The 19,484-nt window shown below is 52.6% G+C and carries 18 protein-coding genes; 3 read left to right on the top strand and 15 right to left on the bottom strand.

Features of this window, described 5'->3' with window-relative positions; all coding sequences use genetic code 11:
* Positions 1-10: 10 nt before the first annotated feature.
* The 12 genes from tssG to AC07S6_RS03075 form a co-directional block, all read right to left on the bottom strand.
* A complete protein-coding gene (tssG, locus tag AC07S6_RS03130; RefSeq protein ID WP_495111672.1) occupies positions 11-1,018 on the bottom strand; it encodes a type VI secretion system baseplate subunit TssG in 1,008 nt (335 codons plus the stop codon).
* Positions 982-2,859, bottom strand: a complete 1,878-nt coding sequence (tssF, locus tag AC07S6_RS03125) for a type VI secretion system baseplate subunit TssF (RefSeq protein ID WP_495111671.1) — start codon at positions 2,857-2,859, stop codon at positions 982-984. The genes tssG and tssF overlap by 37 nt, the downstream gene beginning before the upstream one ends.
* A complete protein-coding gene (locus tag AC07S6_RS03120; RefSeq protein WP_082642599.1) occupies positions 2,852-3,325 on the bottom strand; it encodes a GPW/gp25 family protein in 474 nt (157 codons plus the stop codon). The genes tssF and AC07S6_RS03120 overlap by 8 nt, the downstream gene beginning before the upstream one ends.
* A 52-nt stretch (positions 3,326-3,377) precedes the next feature.
* Positions 3,378-3,851, bottom strand: coding sequence for an Hcp family type VI secretion system effector (locus AC07S6_RS03115; RefSeq protein ID WP_047710936.1), 474 nt, complete (start codon positions 3,849-3,851; stop codon positions 3,378-3,380).
* 65 nt (positions 3,852-3,916) lie between these two features.
* A complete protein-coding gene (gene tssC, locus AC07S6_RS03110; RefSeq protein WP_202691773.1) occupies positions 3,917-5,395 on the bottom strand; it encodes a type VI secretion system contractile sheath large subunit in 1,479 nt (492 codons plus the stop codon).
* A 37-nt stretch (positions 5,396-5,432) separates the two neighbouring features.
* Positions 5,433-5,954: a type VI secretion system contractile sheath small subunit gene (tssB, locus tag AC07S6_RS03105; protein WP_495111670.1), complete on the bottom strand. Its 522-nt coding sequence runs from the start codon at positions 5,952-5,954 to the stop codon at positions 5,433-5,435.
* 25 nt (positions 5,955-5,979) lie between these two features.
* Positions 5,980-6,990, bottom strand: coding sequence for a type VI secretion system protein TssA (gene tssA / locus AC07S6_RS03100; RefSeq protein WP_495111669.1), 1,011 nt, complete (start codon positions 6,988-6,990; stop codon positions 5,980-5,982).
* A 715-nt stretch (positions 6,991-7,705) separates the two neighbouring features.
* The gene (locus tag AC07S6_RS03095; RefSeq protein ID WP_495111668.1) at positions 7,706-8,911 is read right to left on the bottom strand and encodes an MFS transporter; all 1,206 of its coding nucleotides are present in this window, start codon (positions 8,909-8,911) and stop codon (positions 7,706-7,708) included.
* Entirely contained in the window at positions 8,908-9,624 is a 717-nt protein-coding gene (locus tag AC07S6_RS03090) for a 2OG-Fe dioxygenase family protein (RefSeq protein ID WP_495111667.1), read from the bottom strand. The genes AC07S6_RS03095 and AC07S6_RS03090 overlap by 4 nt, the downstream gene beginning before the upstream one ends.
* 4 nt (positions 9,625-9,628) lie before the next feature.
* On the bottom strand, positions 9,629-10,999 hold the full coding sequence (locus AC07S6_RS03085; RefSeq protein WP_495111666.1) for an ATP-grasp domain-containing protein: 1,371 nt from the start codon (positions 10,997-10,999) through the stop codon (positions 9,629-9,631).
* A 27-nt stretch (positions 11,000-11,026) separates the two neighbouring features.
* On the bottom strand, positions 11,027-12,235 hold the full coding sequence (locus AC07S6_RS03080) for a KamA family radical SAM protein (protein ID WP_495111665.1): 1,209 nt from the start codon (positions 12,233-12,235) through the stop codon (positions 11,027-11,029).
* Positions 12,236-12,383: 148 nt separating this feature from the next.
* Entirely contained in the window at positions 12,384-13,013 is a 630-nt protein-coding gene (locus AC07S6_RS03075; RefSeq protein ID WP_047710944.1) for a response regulator transcription factor, read from the bottom strand.
* A gap of 351 nt (positions 13,014-13,364) precedes the next feature.
* On the opposite strand from AC07S6_RS03075, the gene blaPFM reads away from it, so the two are divergent.
* The gene (gene blaPFM, locus AC07S6_RS03070; protein ID WP_495111664.1) at positions 13,365-14,126 is read left to right on the top strand and encodes a PFM family subclass B2 metallo-beta-lactamase; all 762 of its coding nucleotides are present in this window, start codon (positions 13,365-13,367) and stop codon (positions 14,124-14,126) included.
* Positions 14,127-14,158: 32 nt separating this feature from the next.
* Here blaPFM and AC07S6_RS03065 read toward each other — a convergent pair whose 3' ends face one another.
* The 3 genes from AC07S6_RS03065 to AC07S6_RS03055 are packed head-to-tail and all read right to left on the bottom strand — an operon-like array spanning position 14,159 to position 16,729.
* A complete protein-coding gene (locus AC07S6_RS03065) occupies positions 14,159-14,641 on the bottom strand; it encodes a hypothetical protein (RefSeq protein WP_495111663.1) in 483 nt (160 codons plus the stop codon).
* The gene (locus AC07S6_RS03060) at positions 14,638-15,492 is read right to left on the bottom strand and encodes a winged helix-turn-helix domain-containing protein (protein ID WP_495111662.1); all 855 of its coding nucleotides are present in this window, start codon (positions 15,490-15,492) and stop codon (positions 14,638-14,640) included. Before AC07S6_RS03060 ends, AC07S6_RS03065 begins: the two co-directional genes overlap by 4 nt.
* Positions 15,493-15,532: 40 nt before the next feature.
* Positions 15,533-16,729: an EAL domain-containing protein gene (locus tag AC07S6_RS03055; protein ID WP_495111661.1), complete on the bottom strand. Its 1,197-nt coding sequence runs from the start codon at positions 16,727-16,729 to the stop codon at positions 15,533-15,535.
* A gap of 1,026 nt (positions 16,730-17,755) precedes the next feature.
* On the opposite strand from AC07S6_RS03055, the gene AC07S6_RS03050 reads away from it, so the two are divergent.
* A complete protein-coding gene (locus AC07S6_RS03050) occupies positions 17,756-18,448 on the top strand; it encodes a DUF1120 domain-containing protein (protein WP_495111660.1) in 693 nt (230 codons plus the stop codon).
* A 177-nt stretch (positions 18,449-18,625) separates the two neighbouring features.
* The gene (locus AC07S6_RS03045; RefSeq protein ID WP_495111659.1) at positions 18,626-19,309 is read left to right on the top strand and encodes a DUF1120 domain-containing protein; all 684 of its coding nucleotides are present in this window, start codon (positions 18,626-18,628) and stop codon (positions 19,307-19,309) included.
* Positions 19,310-19,484: the final 175 nt, after the last annotated feature.

The following is a 19,484-nucleotide window of genomic DNA, read 5'->3' as shown; positions in this document are numbered from 1 at the left end:
CCTGAATCAGTCACTGAAAAAAGCGTGCCGCTGTGAAACGCCAATGCCGATACCTGCGCGGCTCGCCGCCAGCCGCCAACCAGGTTGCCTGGCCCAGCGGCAATTGGCTTCCCAGGCGCAACTGCACGACCTGTACAGGATCGAGCTGTAATTGAAGGTCCCATTGAAAAGTGCGGCCGACATAACGCTCGACCAACTGATAGAGCGGCAAGAGGAACGCTGCGCCGGGTAAAAGCCTCTGGTAATCGCACCACGACAGTGGCCCCAGTTGCAGCGTAAAACTGTGTTGGACATTCCAGGCATGCTTGCCCACTAGCGTTGCCACGCCAAGTTGGCTGGACTCCCGCTGACGTCCGAGCCTGAGGCATTGCTCAGGCTCTAAGGCTGCACGCCGTCCCACCAAGGTTTGCACACTGACCGGCACCTGCAAAAAGTCCCTGACCATCGCAAGTAAACCGCGAGCACTGCGTCGCTGGTCGACCATCTGGTTGACGTAATAAGTTCCAGCCCCGGGCAATGCGCTCATTCGTGCGGGTGAGAAAGCCGATACGTAGTCGCGAAAGCGATCGTGTGCTGGCCGATCAGCCGACACCACCGGGCGAGCCATGGCCCAACTGCGGTAGAGCAGACTCAACAATCGATGATGAAAGACATCTAGAAAATGCGCGGCGCCAGGGTCGTTATGATTGACCTGCAACGACAATAGCCTTTCACTGAAATGTAATGGCATCGGCCCATTAACGCCGGTCAAACCGAAGAAATTGACCATCAGGCAGGCCGCTTGCCCTTCACGCAAGCGCCAACCGGCAATCATCGCCGGCTGAAACGCCAGGGACACTTGCTGCGCCAGACGCACAGGGTCGTCGCGCAGATGGTCAGCGGTCCCCCAGCGTGGCATCTGCGGGTAGGCAGACTCAATACAGCGCATGGCACTGAAAAATTCATAGCGCCATGGCCATTGACCTAAAGAGGGTCGGCGAGTCACAAGGTCATGCATTGAGTCGCCCTCGCCCGCCATGTTTTGATATGACCACGTGTCCCACTGTGCAGCTCGGTCTCGGTAAACGAGTTAAGTGCGGAGTAATGTGCGAAGAACGCCTCCAGTATCGAGCCGAACGCGTAGGTTCCTGTGCTCTCACAAGCACCGTCGTCCAGCGTCAATATGAGTTTTAACCCTCGGCCAAACGTCACCGGGCCGGGCCCCGGAAGCCGTCGTGTGGTCACCTGTGCACGCAACGAATGGATAGCCTGTAACAGCCTGCTGCTCACGCTATCGTCGGCGATGTATAAGGACAGCAGATCGCACAGCGCCCGCGCGCCCGCCTTGCCATCCTCTTCGGCCAACGGCAAAAAGTTGCGCGAAAGATGGCGTATCGCTTGCCATTGCCGCTCCCCCTGAAGCGGCGCGGGTACCGGCTTGGAGGGACCGGCGACACAGCGCACGGACAAAACTGGCGCACTGACATCGAGTGCAAAATCCGTGTTGCCCTGCCCCAGTGGCATCCTCAACGGTAAATCACGATTGGAGCACCGTACTTTCAGCGCGAGTTGCTGAAGGTCACTCTCGCCTTCGGGAAGCGAAGCGATAACCAACGATAGGCTGACCTCGCTGCCTTGATAGTTGGACTCACGGCTCATCGCCCTGTCGGGCCTGCGGCTCAGACCGCGATGCAACTGATAGAAACCCGCCGGTTGCACACCGCTGCCAGCCAGTGCCTGAGGCGCATAGAGAGGCAAAAACACCAGCCGTTCCCTGGACCCAGCGCAATAACCATGCACCGAGAGAACGTCCAGCACCTCGTGGGCCAGACGATTGGACTTGTCGACAACCACCGGCAACTCTTGGCGATGCGGGTCGTACGCAACGTGGTCGGTATACTTGGCAAACAGGTTGATCGCCGGCGCACAGAACAGCGCAAAACTGCTGACATCCAAACGTGCGGGGAGCGGTAACGTGAGTGGCCGAAATAGAATCACCAACTCCAGCTGATCAGTGCGACATGCGCGCACCGCCGGCCCTAATCCGCCTAAAGTCACAAATCTTTGGGCAGGCGCGAACGCCAAAAACTGTCTCAGCTGGGCAAACGCTGAATGGCTCAACGATAAGGGTACTTGCCGCCCCTCCTCGCCGGGCTCCCGATAGGTTTGCGTTATCTGGTGCGGTTCGATCAAATGTTCCCAGGGTGCATCACTTTCGGCCGGTCGCACGAGTACGCCACACGCATGTGCCAGCAACGCCTCCTGTAAAACCATCGGCAATGAATCGCTGCCAGGCAGAAACAATGTCAGCGCCTCAAGTGCCAATTGCTGGAAGCGTAGGCCCGAGGTCGTGCGTACATTCAAGCGCAACGCAGACACGGCTTGATCGGCCAATGCCGACGGCAAACCTTTAAGCAATCGGGAACTAGGAAGGTAGCCCACAGATTCCAGACGAATCGGCCACAACGTGACCGGCGCAAGGGTTCTGAACTCGCAACGAGGCACTTGCCCCTCGCGATCCAGGCTTGACCGCAGGGCCGTATCGCTGGGGAGGGTATAGCCCGACGCCAAGCTGCCCTCTTGCAGGTCCGGAGCAAACTGGACCACCGCCATTGAGGGCACCGGCAGCAAAAACTGTGGTTGAATCAACGCCAACAGGTTCTGTGTGAACGTTGGAAATTCCGCCTCCATTTGCAGTTGCACGCGGGCGGTGAGAAAACTCAAGCCTTCGAGCAAGCGCTCCACCGACGGGTCGGTGACCTCGTCAGGGCCCAACCCCAAAGCGCTGGCCACCTTCGGGTAATCCCTGGCGAACTCACTGCCCGCCTCGCGCAAAAAACTTAGCTCGCGCTCATACAAACGTAATAGGCGATCATCCATGATGCTTGCCATATGGCTGGACGCTCACTTCACCGCTCTCGGTATTCCACGAAGCCTGCAACCGAAACGACCACTGCGAGGCGCGGTGGCGGGTTTCGCCTTGTAACAAAAACTTGAAATAGCTAGAGCTACCAGAACCAGGCAACAGTTGTACCTGCAAAGTATGGCTGAGCACCCGGGGTTCAAAATCTCGAATCAAGGTACGGATACGAAGTTCCAGTGCTTTGAGGTCAACGCTCGACAACAGCACACCCGCAAAATTACCGAGACCACAATTGAGTACCGAGCGGGCAACCCGCGGCTGCCCGCTCAGTTCATAAAAGCAGCCCAACCCTGTTGAATTGAACAACTGTGCCAACTCATGACATAACCGCCCTACACCGTCTGGAGGCGCCGTTAGGTCATTGCCATAGGCACCGGTAGAGCTGGTCAAACGATCCAGCAGTGATGCTGTGGCAATAGACATACAGAAACCTCAACAGACTATTGGGCGGTTATCAAACAACCGAAGAAACCTATCAACCGGCTTTTTTGGCCAGCAAATCGTAGGTTTTTTCAACATCGCCGTTCTTGGTATTGCCGTTGAACTCAACGTATTTGAATTTGATTTTGGTGAAGCTCAAATGAAGGCGCTCGGTCGGGCGACTCTTGGAACCTTCAATGACATAGCTGGTGAGCAGCGCATCACTCAAGGTAATAATTAAATACGGCTGCGTATCTTCCGTACTGCCGCCGGTCTGCAGCACCGTCAGCGTGGCCACGCCCAAGGACTTGCCGTTGGTCGATTGCAGAAACAGATCGGGGGAAGAAATATCGGTGGACTTCGTCAGGCTCATTTCCGAAATATTCGAAACGCCGGTTTGACGCTCGCCGTCATTAATCGCTACATAACGGGAAGAACCAAAAGAATACGAGTCAATAACGATCTCGCCCTTATGGTTCGCTTCGGTGCAGGTGCCTTTAATCTCGGTTTCAAACTTGAGAGCAATCATGATGAGCCTTCTGGTTCAGGAAAATAGTGCGTTAAATAACAGTTCGAGCGCTAAACTCGTCGGCCTCAGTTCTTGACGGAGGGCAGTTGAGAAACCAGGCGCAGCGAGACGGTCAGGCCTTCCAATTGGTAATGCGGGCGCAAATAAAATTTGGCTTGGTAAAACCCTGGATTCTCCACAATGTCCTCGACCACAACCTCGGCACTGGCCAATGGTTTGCGTGCCTTATCGGCATCCGTCGCGGTACTTGGGTTGCGCTCGACGTAACGGATAATCCAGTTGTTAAGCCAGGTCTCCATTTCGGCGCGTGATTTGAACGAACCGATCTTGTCGCGCACGATGCACTTGAGGTAATGCGCGAAACGGCACGTGGCAAACAAGTAAGGCAGGCGCGCAGACAGCTTCGCGTTGGCTGTCGCGTCGGGATCACTGTATTCCTGGGGCTGGTGCAGCGACTGCGCACCGATAAAGGCCGCCAGCGTCGAATTTTTGCAATGCACCAAAGGCATAAAACCGTTCTTCGCCAACTCCAACTCACGTCGGTCGCTGATCGCGATTTCCGTGGGGCACGTCATGTCCACGCCGCCGTCTTCAGTTGGGTAGGTGTGCAGGGGCAAATCACTGATCGCGCCGCCCGATTCAATCCCGCGAATACGTGAGCACCAGCCATATTCTTTGAACGATCGGTTAATACTGACGCCCATGGCGTAAGCCGCGTTGGTCCACAGATAATTGTCGGCCTGCCCATCGGTCACTTCCTCGAAAGCGAATTCGTCCACCGGGGCCGTTTTAGCGCCGTACGGAATTCGCCCAAGAAATCTCGGCATTGTCAGCCCCACATAGCGCGAGTCTTCACTAGTGCGCAGGTTGCGCCACGCCGCATAATCAGCGGTTTGAAAGATCTTCGTCAGATCACGTGGGTTGGCCAGTTCACGCCAGGAATCCATCATCAGCACGCTTGGCATGGCCGCACTGATCAACGGCGCATGGGCCGCCGCTGCAATCTTGGCCATAGAGGCGAGCAACGCCATATCCGGCGGGCTGTGATCAAAATAGTAATCGGCAATCAACACTCCAAACGGTTCACCACCAAACTGCCCGTATTCATGCTCATAAATTTTCTTGAACAGCGGGCTTTGGTCCCACGCCGCGCCTTTGAATTTTTTCAACTCATGAGCGACTTCAGCCTTCGATGCATTGAAAAACCTGATTTTCAATTGCTCGTCGGTTTCCGTGTTGCTGACCAGATATTCCAGGCCCCGCCAGGCCGATTCAACGGCTTGAAAATTGGGGTGATGCAACACAACATTGACTTGCTCGGCGAGTTTTTGATCAATCTCGGCGATTAACGCTGAAATGGTACTTAACGTGTCATCGGCAATCAGCTGAGTATTGCGCAATGCATGCTTGGCCAGCGTATGCACGGCCGACTGAATCAGGCCCCGGGCCTGCTCACTGCGAGGTTTGAATTCGCGTTGCAACAGATCATTAAACTCACTGTTGGAGACGACGACTGGAATGGACTGCTGAACAACACCAGACATGGGTTACACCTGCTCAAATAAGAATGGAAAATACGCGTCAAACATCCATTGCCGCATCGGCAGGCGGATTGCTCTGTGCCAGTAACGAGGCCATTAACACCGGGTCTTCCAGTAATTGAGCCAGCAATTGCTCAGCACCGCTTTTACCATCCATGTACGTCAACAAGTTTGCCAGTTGATTGCGCGCTTCAAGTAACTCGCGCAACGGTTCGACATTGCGTGCGACCGCACCCGGGGAAAAATCTTCCATCGTGCTCATGCTCAGGGAAATCGCCAGGTGGCCGTCACCGCTGAGTTTATTCGGCACCGTCATTTTTACTTGAGGCTTGATCGCCCCCATGCGGTCATCAAAGTTATCAATATCAATATCCAGAAACTTACGTTCAGAGAACATTGGCAACAGACTGCGATTCGCCCCTGACAAATCAGCAAACACACCGTTAACAAACGGAATGGCGACGGTTTTCTCTGCACCGTACAGTTCAACTTCATATTCAATTTGCACGCGTGGCGCACGGTTCCGGCCAATGAATTTTTGACCGCTGTTATTACTCGACATACGACTCGACCTGATAAAAGTTTAATTAATCCGCGACGCGGCCGCCCAAGCGGCGCAAGTCGGTAACAGAGTTAGGTGCCAGTTCCTCGATAATATCGATGAAACTCATGGTGGTAATTCGGCGAACCCTGGCAATCAAAAAGGGAACCGGGCTTGAAGGTTCATGCCGTTGGTAGTACGAGCAGATCGCATCCAAGGCGCGAACCACGTCCTCCCGAGAGTCACAAGTGGAGCCAGTGCGTTCGTGGTTTTGGGCCCTTGGGACCGAAGATGCACGTTCTGAGGGTTGTACCGATGGCCGTTTCGTCACGACTAAACGTAAACGGTCTTCGATCACCCGTCCCCACTTTTGCAACGATTTGCTTAAGCCAAGAAAAGGTGAAATCCCCTGCACAGCGGTTTTTTCGTCCAGATCCGCCGTCATTTCATCAAACACAGTGCGCAAAGCATTTATCAGCCCAAGACTGCGCATTAATTCAGTCGAGCAGTTGGGTTCTATCAACTGGGTCAACAGTGCCAACTGCTCGTTATGCTGCGCGCCCTCAGTGCTACTAATAGTGTCCAGGTCCCCAAGGCAGAGGGTTTGGCCGTCCTCGGTGCGTGCCAATACCTGACGCTTGAGCACGCCAATCACGGTGGACGGTACCACCAGCTCTGCCAGGGTATTAATCCGAATCAATGGATCGAACTGATCCTCGGCGACTAATTGCGGGTGCACGCTTTCCCAGCGTTGCCGCACCAGCCAGGCCACCAGGCGCAAACCGCCCAGATAACCATTCAAGCCACAGCGGTCAAGCAACGCACGCGCCAGAATCACCATCACCCGCAGGTCCAGTGTCTGTTCATACAAACCTCGACATAGGGCCTCAACGTGCGGCCAATCTATAGCCTGGGTGACATACACATGCTCGCCGTATTCAACAGTTTCGGCTGTGCGTGAAGCTTGCTCCAGCTCGACGAATTCGGCCGTATACTCAAGGTCGCGGCCACAGGAGCGATTACTGAGCGCGCTAACATATTCATCTACATAATTCATAAGCGCAGAGCGATCTCAGTGTTTACTTATCACAAGGCGTAAAGATGCTCGGCGCGGTATTCAGCACCACATCAACTTACATCAATATTGAATGGAATTAATCCACAGCATTTCAACGCAGCAATAGAATGCGAATAATGCCAGACACGCCAAACCACGGAAAATTCGAAACTCCGGCCTTCGCGCCACTCGAATCATTAAACAACTTCGTTAGCGCTGGAAGTACTCCAGCAGTGGCCTGCAGTCCTGGATTGTCACGCTTAAATGCATCCTCCAGACCATAGACAGCCACGACAAAGTGCGTATCGGTCTCACGGGTGAAAGAATCCCATTTCAACATGCCTACTATGCGATGCCGGACGTTGCACGCGCGTAATATACTCGCCACTTTTACCGCACAGTCGAAACATCTACCCCGTGGCATTCGCATGTAGTCCACGATTTCAGAGTTTTGCGTGATCAGCGTTTCTACCTGCGTAGAATCCATCTTCCAAACCTTGTACAGCTGCCAGCCTGCCGCTCACCTGAGTAGTCACCGTCCGTATGGCTACCGGTCTTAATGGTCAGCTGCGCAAAGAAAGCAGTAACATTTACGTTTCCTTGCCCAATCATCATAAACAGCTGACGCAACAGCAAGTGAATAGCTGTGATTAAGCTCAATTCAGCCGATCCTTCCGGTAGCATCTAACACAGGCAACCGAGACAACTCACGCAACTAAGCTCGCCTTCTCATCCATAGCGCCATGATGACCAGCGCAGTTAAAGGCAAGCCATGGAATAAAATTATCACTTGGGCCGGCGTCCAGGCCAAATAGAACGGCCCAGCCACCAGCATCCCCACGCCGAAGCCCGCCATCTGAATCAGCGTCAATAAGCTGAATAACGGCAAACGCAGACTATCAGGCTCGCTTTGCGCACGAGAGATCAGCGCCACCTCGGATAGCCCATCCCCTAACCCCGCCCACACTACCAGCAGCAGTGCCAGCCATAGCTCGGTTTGCTGAAAGGTAAGGACAAAACCGCTGGACATCAGCGCTACGCCGAGCATGAATAAACGCTCCATGCTGTGGGTGCTACGGCCTCTCAATACGACGCTGGCCAGTCGTGCCCCAACGAACTTGCCACAAGCCCAGACCGCCAGCAGATAGCCCATGACCGTTTTCGCGGTGTCAGGCGAAATCAGCTGGGACAGTACCGGCCAGCCGACGTTATGCGCCGCGCTGCCGAGGGTGTCGAGCATGCTGATCAGCAACATGGCGGCCAGCACCGGCGCGCCACGTAGCCCCTTGGTCAACTCCTGCCATTCGGCGGAGAGCCCGCGATGGGCGGCAACGGTCGAGCGGTACAGCGCGCGCAAAGGCAAAACCAGGCAAGCGGCGATCACATAGGTAGCGATGTTGGCGGCAAACACCGCTTCAAATCCTCCCGTGGCGATCAGCAAGCCGGAGAGCAAACTGCCGAAAACCGCACCGGTGGCCGCCGCCGAGGTGATCCATGCATTGGTATTCACCCGTTGCTCTGGCGCGACCCAGGTGGGCAATTGGCTATTGAGGCCGATGGCGAACAGCGAATTGCACAGTCCGATACCAAAGGCGATAAAAGGCAACAGGTTAAGTTGATGGGCCGGTATCAGCACCAACAACGGCATCAGTAACAACGCCCTCGCCAAGTCCAGCCCAGCCAAGGTGCCACGGCCGGCGAAGCGGCGAAAAAACGGGATGCCAAACAGGCTGGCGACAATTCCGCCGGTGACCCGGCACGCCAGGAAAATGCTGACAAACACCACGCTTTGACTAAGCCAGTACACATAGGTGGAGAGCGCTACCAGGTTGAGGAATGCACCGAAATCCGAAACACCGCGGGCAAAGATGATCAGGCGTGCGTTGCGGATCGATAGGTACAACTGTCGATCATCGTTCATGTCGGCTGCGCCTCTTCGACCCTACGTAGACTGACCAGAAGTACATCGCGCCAGGCGGGCCCGGTGTCGACCAGCGCTCTCACGTCACCGGCGCGGTGGAAGTAAGCACGATCATTGATCACGATGGTTTCGAGAAACTGCTCCATTGCCACGTCGAGCATGCAGCGTTGCTCCGTCTCGTCAGCAAACACCTGCGATACCACCGGCACTGTATTGCGCTCGCCTATAAAGTGCATGAACACCCAATCCAAACCGTCCTGATGAATCCCTGAGGTCGTCGGGCTCCTCGACTGCCCATCCGCCCGTACCCGGAACTGATGAATATCAATCGTGCAGGCCTGATCGCCAAGATGCGGTGCAATCACCGCAAGGTCGGTGGCCAACAACTTCCGCATGAGTGGATGCTCGATAAAGCCCTCCTCGCAATAGCTTAGGTGGTTCACGCCCTGGCGGTAATTAACGGCATAGGTGACCGTCGATTTGAACGCGGCATCCCTGTCGATCTGTAACTGGCGGGACGGCGACAAGCGATAGCGTAAAATGCGCCGCTCGCGATGGGTGTACGCCCTGAACGCCTCGTCGCGCACCAGATTGTTCCAGTACGCGCGAAAGCTTTGCTCGTCGCCGGGCTGAGCATCGATCAACTCGCGAAAGTCTCGGCGATGGCAGTACTGATGCTCGCGCAGGTGCGCTGAAATCTGTGAGATGTCCATAGCGCTATCCTGCGTCCGGCATATCGATGATCACACGTAAGTGTTGTTTTATCGCATCATGCAAGGCATGGGCGTCTGCGGCATCGTCAACCTTGGCCCAGCATTTGAGCAAGTAGTGTTCCTCGATATCTGCATCGATACAAACGCCGGCCTCTTGCTGGGCATATTCGAGTACCTGCTCGTTTTCAGCCAGATAGCCCGTACCTTCAATACCTTTAAAGTGACCACTGTGATCCGGATAGATCGCCAACATCGCGTAACGTTGCGGGGCGTCGGCGACCTTTTGCACTGCGGCACCCAGCTGCACATCTATCCCCTGCTCGCCCAGCAGTAGCGAGAGATACACGTGGTAAGGGTTGATTGCCGCAATGTCACGGAATGCCGCGTTGACATAGAGGCCGCCCAGGCGCGGGTTGATCTCAATGGCCACAGGCCCCGCCTCAGTCATCCGGAACTCGAAATGCACCACGGCGTTGGTCAACCCTGTAGCGTTCAAGCAGTCAACGGCATACTGACGGATCTGTGCGCACTGAGCCTGGTTGAACGACGTCGGTGGAGAAATCAGTAGGTTCTCGAGGACCGTGCCGCTGCGCTCGGTCAGCAGTAATTTTTCATTGATCAGCAGCGGGTAGACCCGTTCGCCCGCAATCACACATTCCACACTGCCTTCAATGCCGGGAATATAGCCTTCCAGCAAGATGCTACGCCCTGGCACATAGTCACGCCCAAGCCCTTCCTCAGACGGCAAGGCGTGCGCGCAGCCGTAGAAGTCCGCATAAGCCGCGGCGCCATGATCACTTACAAAATGCGCATAGTGGCTGCGTAGCTCCGCCCAGTTGGAACACTTCTTGATAAACGCCGAGGCACCGCCAAAGGGAGGTTTGGCGATCAGTGGATAGCCCACGTGCGCAGCACCTTGCTGGAGTTCCTGTTCGTCGTTGCACAGCGCGGACGGCACCGAACGCAGCCCATGCTGTTTCAACACGCCGCGCATCAGGAACTTGTTATTGCACACTGCTATCGCTTCCGGGCGGCTGTACACCAGACCGAGCTGCTTGCAGACGCGCGCGACTATGCAACCCACCTCACCTTGAGCAGACGGGTGACCTGCCTGGCAGAAGATCGCGCGCACGTTGTATCGCCCATCCAGTTCACCGATTAACTCAATAATGGCCGTTTCACTGAGCGTTTCCAGCAAGAACACTTGATCACTGTCATCACACAGCCGTTGCAAATGACGACGTCCCAATAATCCGGCCGTCAAACATTTCAGCCCTTGCTCACGGGCGACGGCAAAGTGTGGTTCACGGTAGCGGTAACGAGTAGAAGCACTGTCATCGATATCAATAAAAAGAATAGCGTCTTGGTTCATCATGGGTACTGCCTCAATCCGTAAGTCCGTTCAGGCGTCATGCCAACTGCACCATTGATTTTCCCAGTTACGAAAGCAGTAATAGCGCTGCCCGTCGCGGATTTCGAAGTGCGGCAGATCTTCAGGTTTCTCAAAATCCAGCAGCGGGACGGTGAACTTGCCTTGTGCGTGCGGCAGCACATATTCGGGCATTGCGATGTTGGAGACCCGTCGTTTGAGACGTCCCATGATGGCGATGGCGTGGCCGATAGAGGCCTTATACTCGGATGCGCCCGGGGAAAACGGCATGAAGTGGTACAGGTAATAGGGTTTTACACCCAAGCGATAAAGATCGATGAACAGCTTATGCAACGTGGCTTCATCATCATTGACACCCCGCAACAATGGCATATTGGAGAAGACAATCGGCACCACACTCTGGATACGTTTAACCGCAGCGGCAAAATCGTCGCTGAGCTCCAGCGGGTGACACACATGCACGCCGAAGGCATTGACCTTGTACTTCTCCAGCATTGCGATCAACGAATCGGTGACGCGAAAGGGGTTAAAGCTCAAGGCACGTGAATGAATACGGATCAACAGGTCGTCACTGATCGAGCGCAACGCTGCCAGGTTCTCTTCCAATCGGCGGTCGGACAGCATCAGCGGGTCACCACCGCTGAGGATGACCTCTTCAATGGCCGGGTTGTTGCGTACGTACTCCACCGAGTCCAGGAACGAGTTGGTGTTGGCATTGGCCTTTTCGGTATCGACCTGCAAGGTACGCAGGGCTTCGAAGCAGAACTGACAGTACGCGTTGCAGGTGTTGGTCATCCGCAAGATAACTCGGTTATCGTACTTGTGCTGGCAGATGGGGGTTTTCATCTCATGATGCAACTCCCAGTTCTCCGACGTGCCGTCATAGTCACCCGGCACGTTTTCATTCCAGTAAGGCACAACCTGTCGCCACAGCGGATGGTCCGTCACCTGACCGCTATCGAGCGAACGCATAATCAAATCAATATAGTACGGCGTAATTTGCATCTTGCGATCTTGCAAGTTGCGTTCAATATGAGCAGTCACCTCTTCACTCCAACCGCCGCAAGCCTTGCGAAGCGATGGCTCATCGCGCACGGCACTTTTCTGCTGCCAACGCCAATCAGTCCACTGAATCGAACGATGGGATATCTGATCCAAAATCGACATTTTCTCTGAAGCCTCTATAAGTGGCGCGTGTGCAGGGAAAGGTAGGATGAACATGGACGGTTACGTCGAACCTGTAATACTCTTAAATTCAACTCGCGCCTGGGCAAGGCCAACGCCAAATTAACGCTCAGGCTGTCACTAATCATAAGTTGTGTAAAAATAGGACGGGGTTGATGTCACTGTTGATATTTCGTAAAGCAATCTAGTCCGCGAAGCCATTACGCTTGGCAACTTCGAACAAATGAACCAGAGAAAAGACATTGAGCTTTTCCAGTAGCCGTGCCTTGTAGGTGCTGATTGTCTTGTTGCTTAGCTGCAAATGGTTGGCTATCTCCTTATTACTCATCCCCCGCACAAGCAGCTCAAATGTCATTAACTCGCGGTTGGAAAGCGTATTGATAAGTAGCGCCTCATTGGCGAAACTGTCACTGACCGCAGGCAGTCGATCAATGCCATGAGGCACATAAGCCCCGCCTTTCATTAACAGGTTGACGGTCCTTTGCAACTCTTCAACCGTGCACGTTTTCGACAAAAACGCCGACGCGCGCGCCGCACGGCAACGATTGTAATAATGGCGCGCCGCACAGGATGTCAGCACCAGGATTTCAATACTCTTATCGAAGCTGTAAATCTTCTGCATCACCTCCAATCCCGCGATTCCGGAGAGCTGGATATCCAAAATCACTAAATCAGGTTTATGCTCACGTACCAAGGCAAGGCCATCGGTACCATTACTAGCCTCTGCTACCCAGGCGAAGTCATCTTGACTTAGAATCGATTTAATAGCCGCTCGCACAAGCGGTTGCCCATCAATAACAATGACTTTGAACATCAGTACCCCAGCGTTTCAGTCAGATAAACTATAGGAAACTTTTTATCCGACAATCCTACACACGCGACGACTGTTGCTTAACTAAAATACTAATCAACCAAAGAAATTAACAACTTATCACCCCCCCTTGTGCAGCCAGAACCCTCAAGCAGCTCAGATTAACAGCACGCCTGCACTGACGCCCGGAATTCGCAGTCGAGCCAGCCACATGCTGGCCCCGCATTAATTCTTAATTCACGGTTATTCACTTTGCAAGGAGTGGAACATGCCTGAGTCTAGGCGCGCCCTCACTGCTGATCAGAACATGTGAGACATACGCCTGTATTGTATAACTCTTTCCCTGAGAAACTTATGAAGCTTATTAATATCCTGTCAGCCATCAGCCTGGCCTGCATAACCTCCCAGGTCTTCGCTAACCAGAGTGACTTGACCCTTACCCACTTCAAAGGCCCGCTCTACATCGTTGAAGACAAGGAGTATGTGCAGGAGAACTCAATGGTCTACATTGGCGCGCAACACATTACGGTTATCGGCGCAACCTGGACTCCCGCCACCGCTGAAAAGCTGGAGCAGGAAATCAGAAAAATCAGCCCCCTGCCCATCAAGGAGGTAATCAACACCAACTACCACACCGACCGGGCGGGAGGTAACGCCTACTGGAAGAAACTCGGCGCCAGTATTGTCTCCACACAGATGACCTATGACCTGGAAAAAAGCCAGTGGCGCAGTATTGTCGACTTTACCCGGCAAGGGATGGAACATTATCCGGTCCTGGAACAAAGCCTTCCGGACCAGGTTTACCCGGGCGACTTCGCCTTGCAAAGCGGTCATGTTCGAGCGCTGTATTTAGGCGCGTCTCACACGGAAGATGGGATTTTTGTGTACTTTCCAGAAGAACGTGTCTTGTATGGAAACTGCATCCTCAAGGAAAAGCTGGGTAACATGACGTTCGCCAATCGCAGTGAGTACCCGAAAACCCTGAAGAAATTGCAAGGGCTGATCAGCAGCGGTGAATTACCCGTTGAAACGATTATCGCAGGACATAACTCACCGATACAAAGCGTTGAGTTGATTGACCATTATCTGAACCTGCTCGAACACGGCGAGCAGTAGCACCTGCGGGGGTTTTGCCAGTGTGGGTGAGCTCAGCGTGATGAAATATCGCGACTGCGCTCGCTGCCCAGACACAATACGCGCTCCAGCTCTTTGATATAGAAACACGGCGTGTCCGGGTTCAGCTCTAACTTATAAAATGTCAATTGTGAAGCATAACTGGATAAATAAGCATAGTTAAAAGCGACGTCTCGATCCCGCACTGACATGCTTCTAAGCAGCTCATTACCGCCTACTGGATTAGTCATAAATCGTGCACTACCGAAGAAGTTATTAACCAGCTCAAATGAAAACTTCTGGCTATCAGAGTTGATTTTCTCAAAATCATGAATTTGATTTCCATGCGATTGAAGCCTGATCAGCACATTTAAGACTTCACCGCTGCTCATGATCATCGAGCCGGTGGTGAAACAAGCGCCTTTAAGTAAATCTTTATGCGATGCTGATGAATACATCAAATGCAAGGCCACGAGTACCACGATGCCCACCAGCAGTCCAATACTGCGCTTGCTCACTTCAGGCACCTGTCTAACTGTTCGTCGGTCAAGAGGGCTAACTTCGAATTATGCACTGAAACAAACTCCACCGTACTGCCACTGATGCAAAGGATTTCGTAAAAGCTGTGCATCGTATTTAAAATCACTGTGCCAGGCACTTCCAACAAACTTTCCATGCGCCGTAGCACCGGTGCCATGCTGACTTTTAGCCTCTCGACTTCCGGCGTAGTTGCACCGGTGTACCACACGGTCAGCAAACCTTGCGTGTCTGTTTCTTTGACAAAGTCCGGCTGCAGCCAAAGGTTCCAATCAATCCGCCAAAGAAAACTCATCGCCAATATCAGCGTCGCGCCCATCAAAATACTCTCAGTGCTTAGCCAGCTTCTCAGCCATGAGAGCCTACCCTGCGGCACTTGCGGGCTTGGTGCGACGCCCAATGTTAAAGGAACCGGAGCGCTCATGTCGCTAACTTGCCCAGGCGCAACCAAGAACTCGGAGTTGAACTGGTAACCCCTTCGCGGAATGGTCTGGATGATCTCACGATGCTCATCATCGGCCAGCAGCTCGCGAATGGTTGAAATAGCCTGGTTCAGGCTGTTCTGCCCAACGATACGGTCAGGCCAGCCAAAGGCAAAGATTTCATCGCGACTGACAATGGTGTCTGCCCGGTCAATCAGAATTTCCAGGATGCGACTGGAACTGTACCCCAGCTCAACTTTGCGCTGGTTATTATGTTCATGAATAACCAGCGTATTGTGCGAGGGCCAAAATATAACTTGCCGCCCTTCAGAAGCACACAGGATTAATACTTTTTTAGCTTCCGCTTGAATACCCTTATCGCTCGACGTCGGGTCAATCGATGACTGCATGCTCATTTCCTTGCAATGATAACGGTGAGTACCTATTTCTTTAGATCACTCGGTTCATATCCGGATGAACTAACGAGAAATACCCATGCACCAAGTCTTCTGCAGTCAAGTCCTTTGAATAAAACCAACCTTGGGCGGTGACTGCCCCTAAGGCAAGCAGGCGCTCCACTTGCTCGGGTGTTTCGACCCCTTCGACGATAACGTTGAGTTTCAGGTGTCTGGCCATATTCAGCAAATGGACCAAAATCGTATTGGCGCGTCCTTGATCTTTTTTGCTCGCAAAGCAACGGTCAATCTTAAGAATGTCCAAAGGCAGGAAATCCAGATAAGACAAATTGGAATAACCCGTCCCGAAGTCATCCAGGGCGATCTTATGGCCCTGGTCGCGCAATTGATTCAAATGCAGGATGGCTTCGCGTTTATCAAGTACGACACCTTCAGTGACCTCAAATACAATGCGTGACGCCGGGAGGCGATATTGGCTCAATAATTGTTGAACAAACGCAGGGAACGTGGGGTCGGATACATCCTGAGAGGACAAGTTTATATTGATATAAAATTCATCACATGCCCACAGCAGGCACGAGTAATCTTCAATAACGCGCTGACAAATCCAACGGGTTGTCAACGGCATGATGCCGGAGCGTTCGATCAACGGTATAAATACCGCAGGGCTTATCACCTGTCCTTTATGAGTCCAGCGTAGCAATGCCTCAGCGCCTACCCAAAGGCCAGTGCGCATATTCACTATCGGCTGATAATGCACGCTCAACTCACCGTTAACCAAGCCTCTGCAAAACCTAGCTTGCATCGAAAAGTAATACGTATAGACCGAGGTGAAAACCTTATAAAGGCCAATAATGGTACATACCCCAGCGGCCGACACAAATAATAAAATACAGTACTCTATAAAGGCATAGGTTTTAGCCAATAGCGAAGGCCACTCCTCACCGATGGCCTCATAGTTACCCAAGCTTTTTAACTCACTCAACATGCCGGGCTCGAAACCAGAGAAGTTACCATTGCTCAAATCGACAATACTGCTCAGGCGCTCAAAAACATACATTTTCGCCAAATGCTCCACCGAGTACAGCGACGCCCAAACCATCAGTAATGCTACGATCAACCAAAGCGCGACTTGCGCGACTGCTACCTGAGACCACATTGAAGACATAGAGTTTGCCCATGAGCGCTCAACAGAACGCCCACGCTTAAGAACGCGCTTGATTGCTTTCACGTATCAACCTGTTAGGTAAAGTCGTTTCTAGAACTGCAGGGCTAAATCTGAATGACACTCACAGACGGGCGAATGAAGTGAACCCGTTTGTTTCATGGCTACGATAATGATTTATTGACTGCCCGATTGAATGCCAATCATAAAGCAGATTGGTGTAGAGGCGAGGTGATGAGTGGTGAATTCATAATTATTCACTCACTTGATGTAACTATAAGCACAGCCTGGATGCCGCGGCGTCGCGCGAAGGCCGCCCATCCCACCCCCCTCATGCGTGGATCTCGGCAACATCGAACAAAGGGGCACAATTCAACAGGTTCCGAAAGCTATCGCTAAGCACTAGAGCCCCCCCTAATCTAAAACGTTTAGCGTTCAGCACCAAAACAATGTACTGACTCCAACTCCTTACCTAAAAGCGCTGACTGCCTATACGCGCCTTTATTTTATACACGCTTAATCTGCAGAATTCGTTCGAGTGGCACGCGTAATACACGCGTAATAAGGGCAACATTTCGATCGGTGCTGACATTATCTTTAGCCCACTCGCATCCCGCTCTTGATTCGTGCCGGGCACAGCAGTAAACCGCGATGTTGAGCAGGTGTTAGCAGTGGACGCGTGGTGTCAGGCCGATACGCCCGAAGGCATTGTTGCGCTCGATCGCAAGGTCAAATCATTGGTGAGCATCCATATCAATTGAGCCCTTAGGGCACGAAGGCATAGAGGCAGCGCGCGCTGCCATGCCTCGAACGCTCAGGCGCTAGAGCACCTGAGCAGCCACAAAAACATCACAAACTATGAATTCATAGCTATTCACTCTACCTTGGCAAGGGTTGGCTTTACGCTTTGTCCGTCATTGCTACCTGACGGAATCAGGGATGTATGACCCTACGCAGACAAACTAATGAACGTAGCGGACGTGACAGTTAGAGCAAAATAGATTGGCAACGGATTGGCATTCGTCACACACCAGTTATAAGGCTCAGTGAATAAGAGCCTTTGCCAATTTTTGACACATCGGAGCAACACCCTTGAAGCAAATCTACGTAATTTCCGCCCTTGTCCTCGCTATAGGTTCTTCCTTCGCTGTCCATGCCAAAGAGGCGCAAACAGGCAAGGACCAAGAGCCCCTGCATGTCACAGCCAAAATCAATGCACCTGTGTGCGATTTTGAAATGCCCAATAGCGGCGAAGTTAAATTTGGCAACATTGCCCCGGGCATTTTGAATGCAACCGCCGTAACAGCAGGCGCTATTGTTCCGGTTGCAGGTAACTTCACCGTGAAATGCACGGGCAAAACCCTGACCAGAATCGAAGTAAAAGATGCTTACGCCGATGAACTGTGGGCAGGTAAGCACAGTTCATTGTTTGTTAGCCGTCACGGGCCTTCTGGTCAATTTGGTCTGGTCGATGACAGCACGAAGCAACTGGTAGGTAGTTACATTATTACGCCGACCATCACTACAGTAACCGACGGCGTTATTGCAACCAAAAACCTTCACGTGCAAGGCGGTGGTCATACCGGCGTGTTCCTCAGCACCAAAAGTGACAGTGTCCGAGAACAGCAGACTCTGGTGCTGCAAGATGGCAATGGCTTTTACACTAACGACATAAACGTTGATTATAAAATCGAACCTCAGTTCCTGCCCCGCAACGACTGGAATGCATCAAGCGCTGACGTCAACATCGTCGGGGAAGTAGCATTCTCAATGGTTTATCTGTAATTCGTTGGTGATGGGTGACTACCTGACAGGAATTCAGGTAACAAATAACGTGTCACCTCTATAACGTAACACTCACAGTATAAGTAACGGATCGGCAACGGATTGGCATTCGTCACACCCCAGTTATAAAGCTCCTGCAGTGAGCCTTGCCAATTATTGATACACCGGAGTACTACTTTGAAACAGCTTTTTGTCATTCCCGCGCTCGCTCTTGCCATGGCTTCCCCCCTTGTTGCCAATGCTGCTACAGGCAAAACAGGCAAAGACTCAGAGACTATGAAGGTCTCTGCTTTTGTGGCTGCACCTATTTGCGACTTTAATTTGAACGACAGTCAGCCTGCCAATTTCGGCGTAATCGAACCTACAAAATTAACGTTGCACAGCGTTTACACCCTGCCAGCACAACAAGTCACAATGACTGTTGATTGCAAGGGCAAGACACTGGTTCGAATGACAGTCGAAGATAAATACCTAGATATTTTGCGTGCAAAAAATGCCCCTGGCATGCGTCATGACCCTACTCGACAGTTTGGTCTAGTTGACGTATCCAACCCAGCTGAGACCAAGTTATTTGGTAGTTATACAATTGAAATCAAAACACTCAACGCTACCATCGACGGTGCTGTCAGCCAGCCTGGCATGAGTGCCGCTGGGCGAGGTAGAACAAATGAAATATTCTCCAGTAAAACCGCAACGGGCGTAGAGCCAGAAACCATGGTGTTCGGGGATGGCAATGTCTACGCAAATACAATTAACGCCGTATTCAATGTTATTCCTACCATCCTGCCTGCTTCCACACTTGATCTTGGCCGTGACGTTGACCTTGTCGGCGAAACCACCTTCAAGATGGTTTACATGTAGGCGAATGGCTTAAAGCTAGCGTTTCATCCGTTTGGCCTGCCACTAATTGAATGATTAATGGCAGGTCTTTTTTATGCCTGTCAGTTTTACCTCCTACGCACAAACGGCTGAAACCTGACCTTCAACCAGTGTCTTAAGCATGTATTGCCACTGCCCTCTATTTTGTTATCTCCCA

Source organism: Pseudomonas sp. GW821-FHT07B01 (assembly GCF_059419065.1).
Note: the sequence above shows the minus strand (reverse complement) of the source record. Positions and strands in the feature narration are given on the sequence as shown.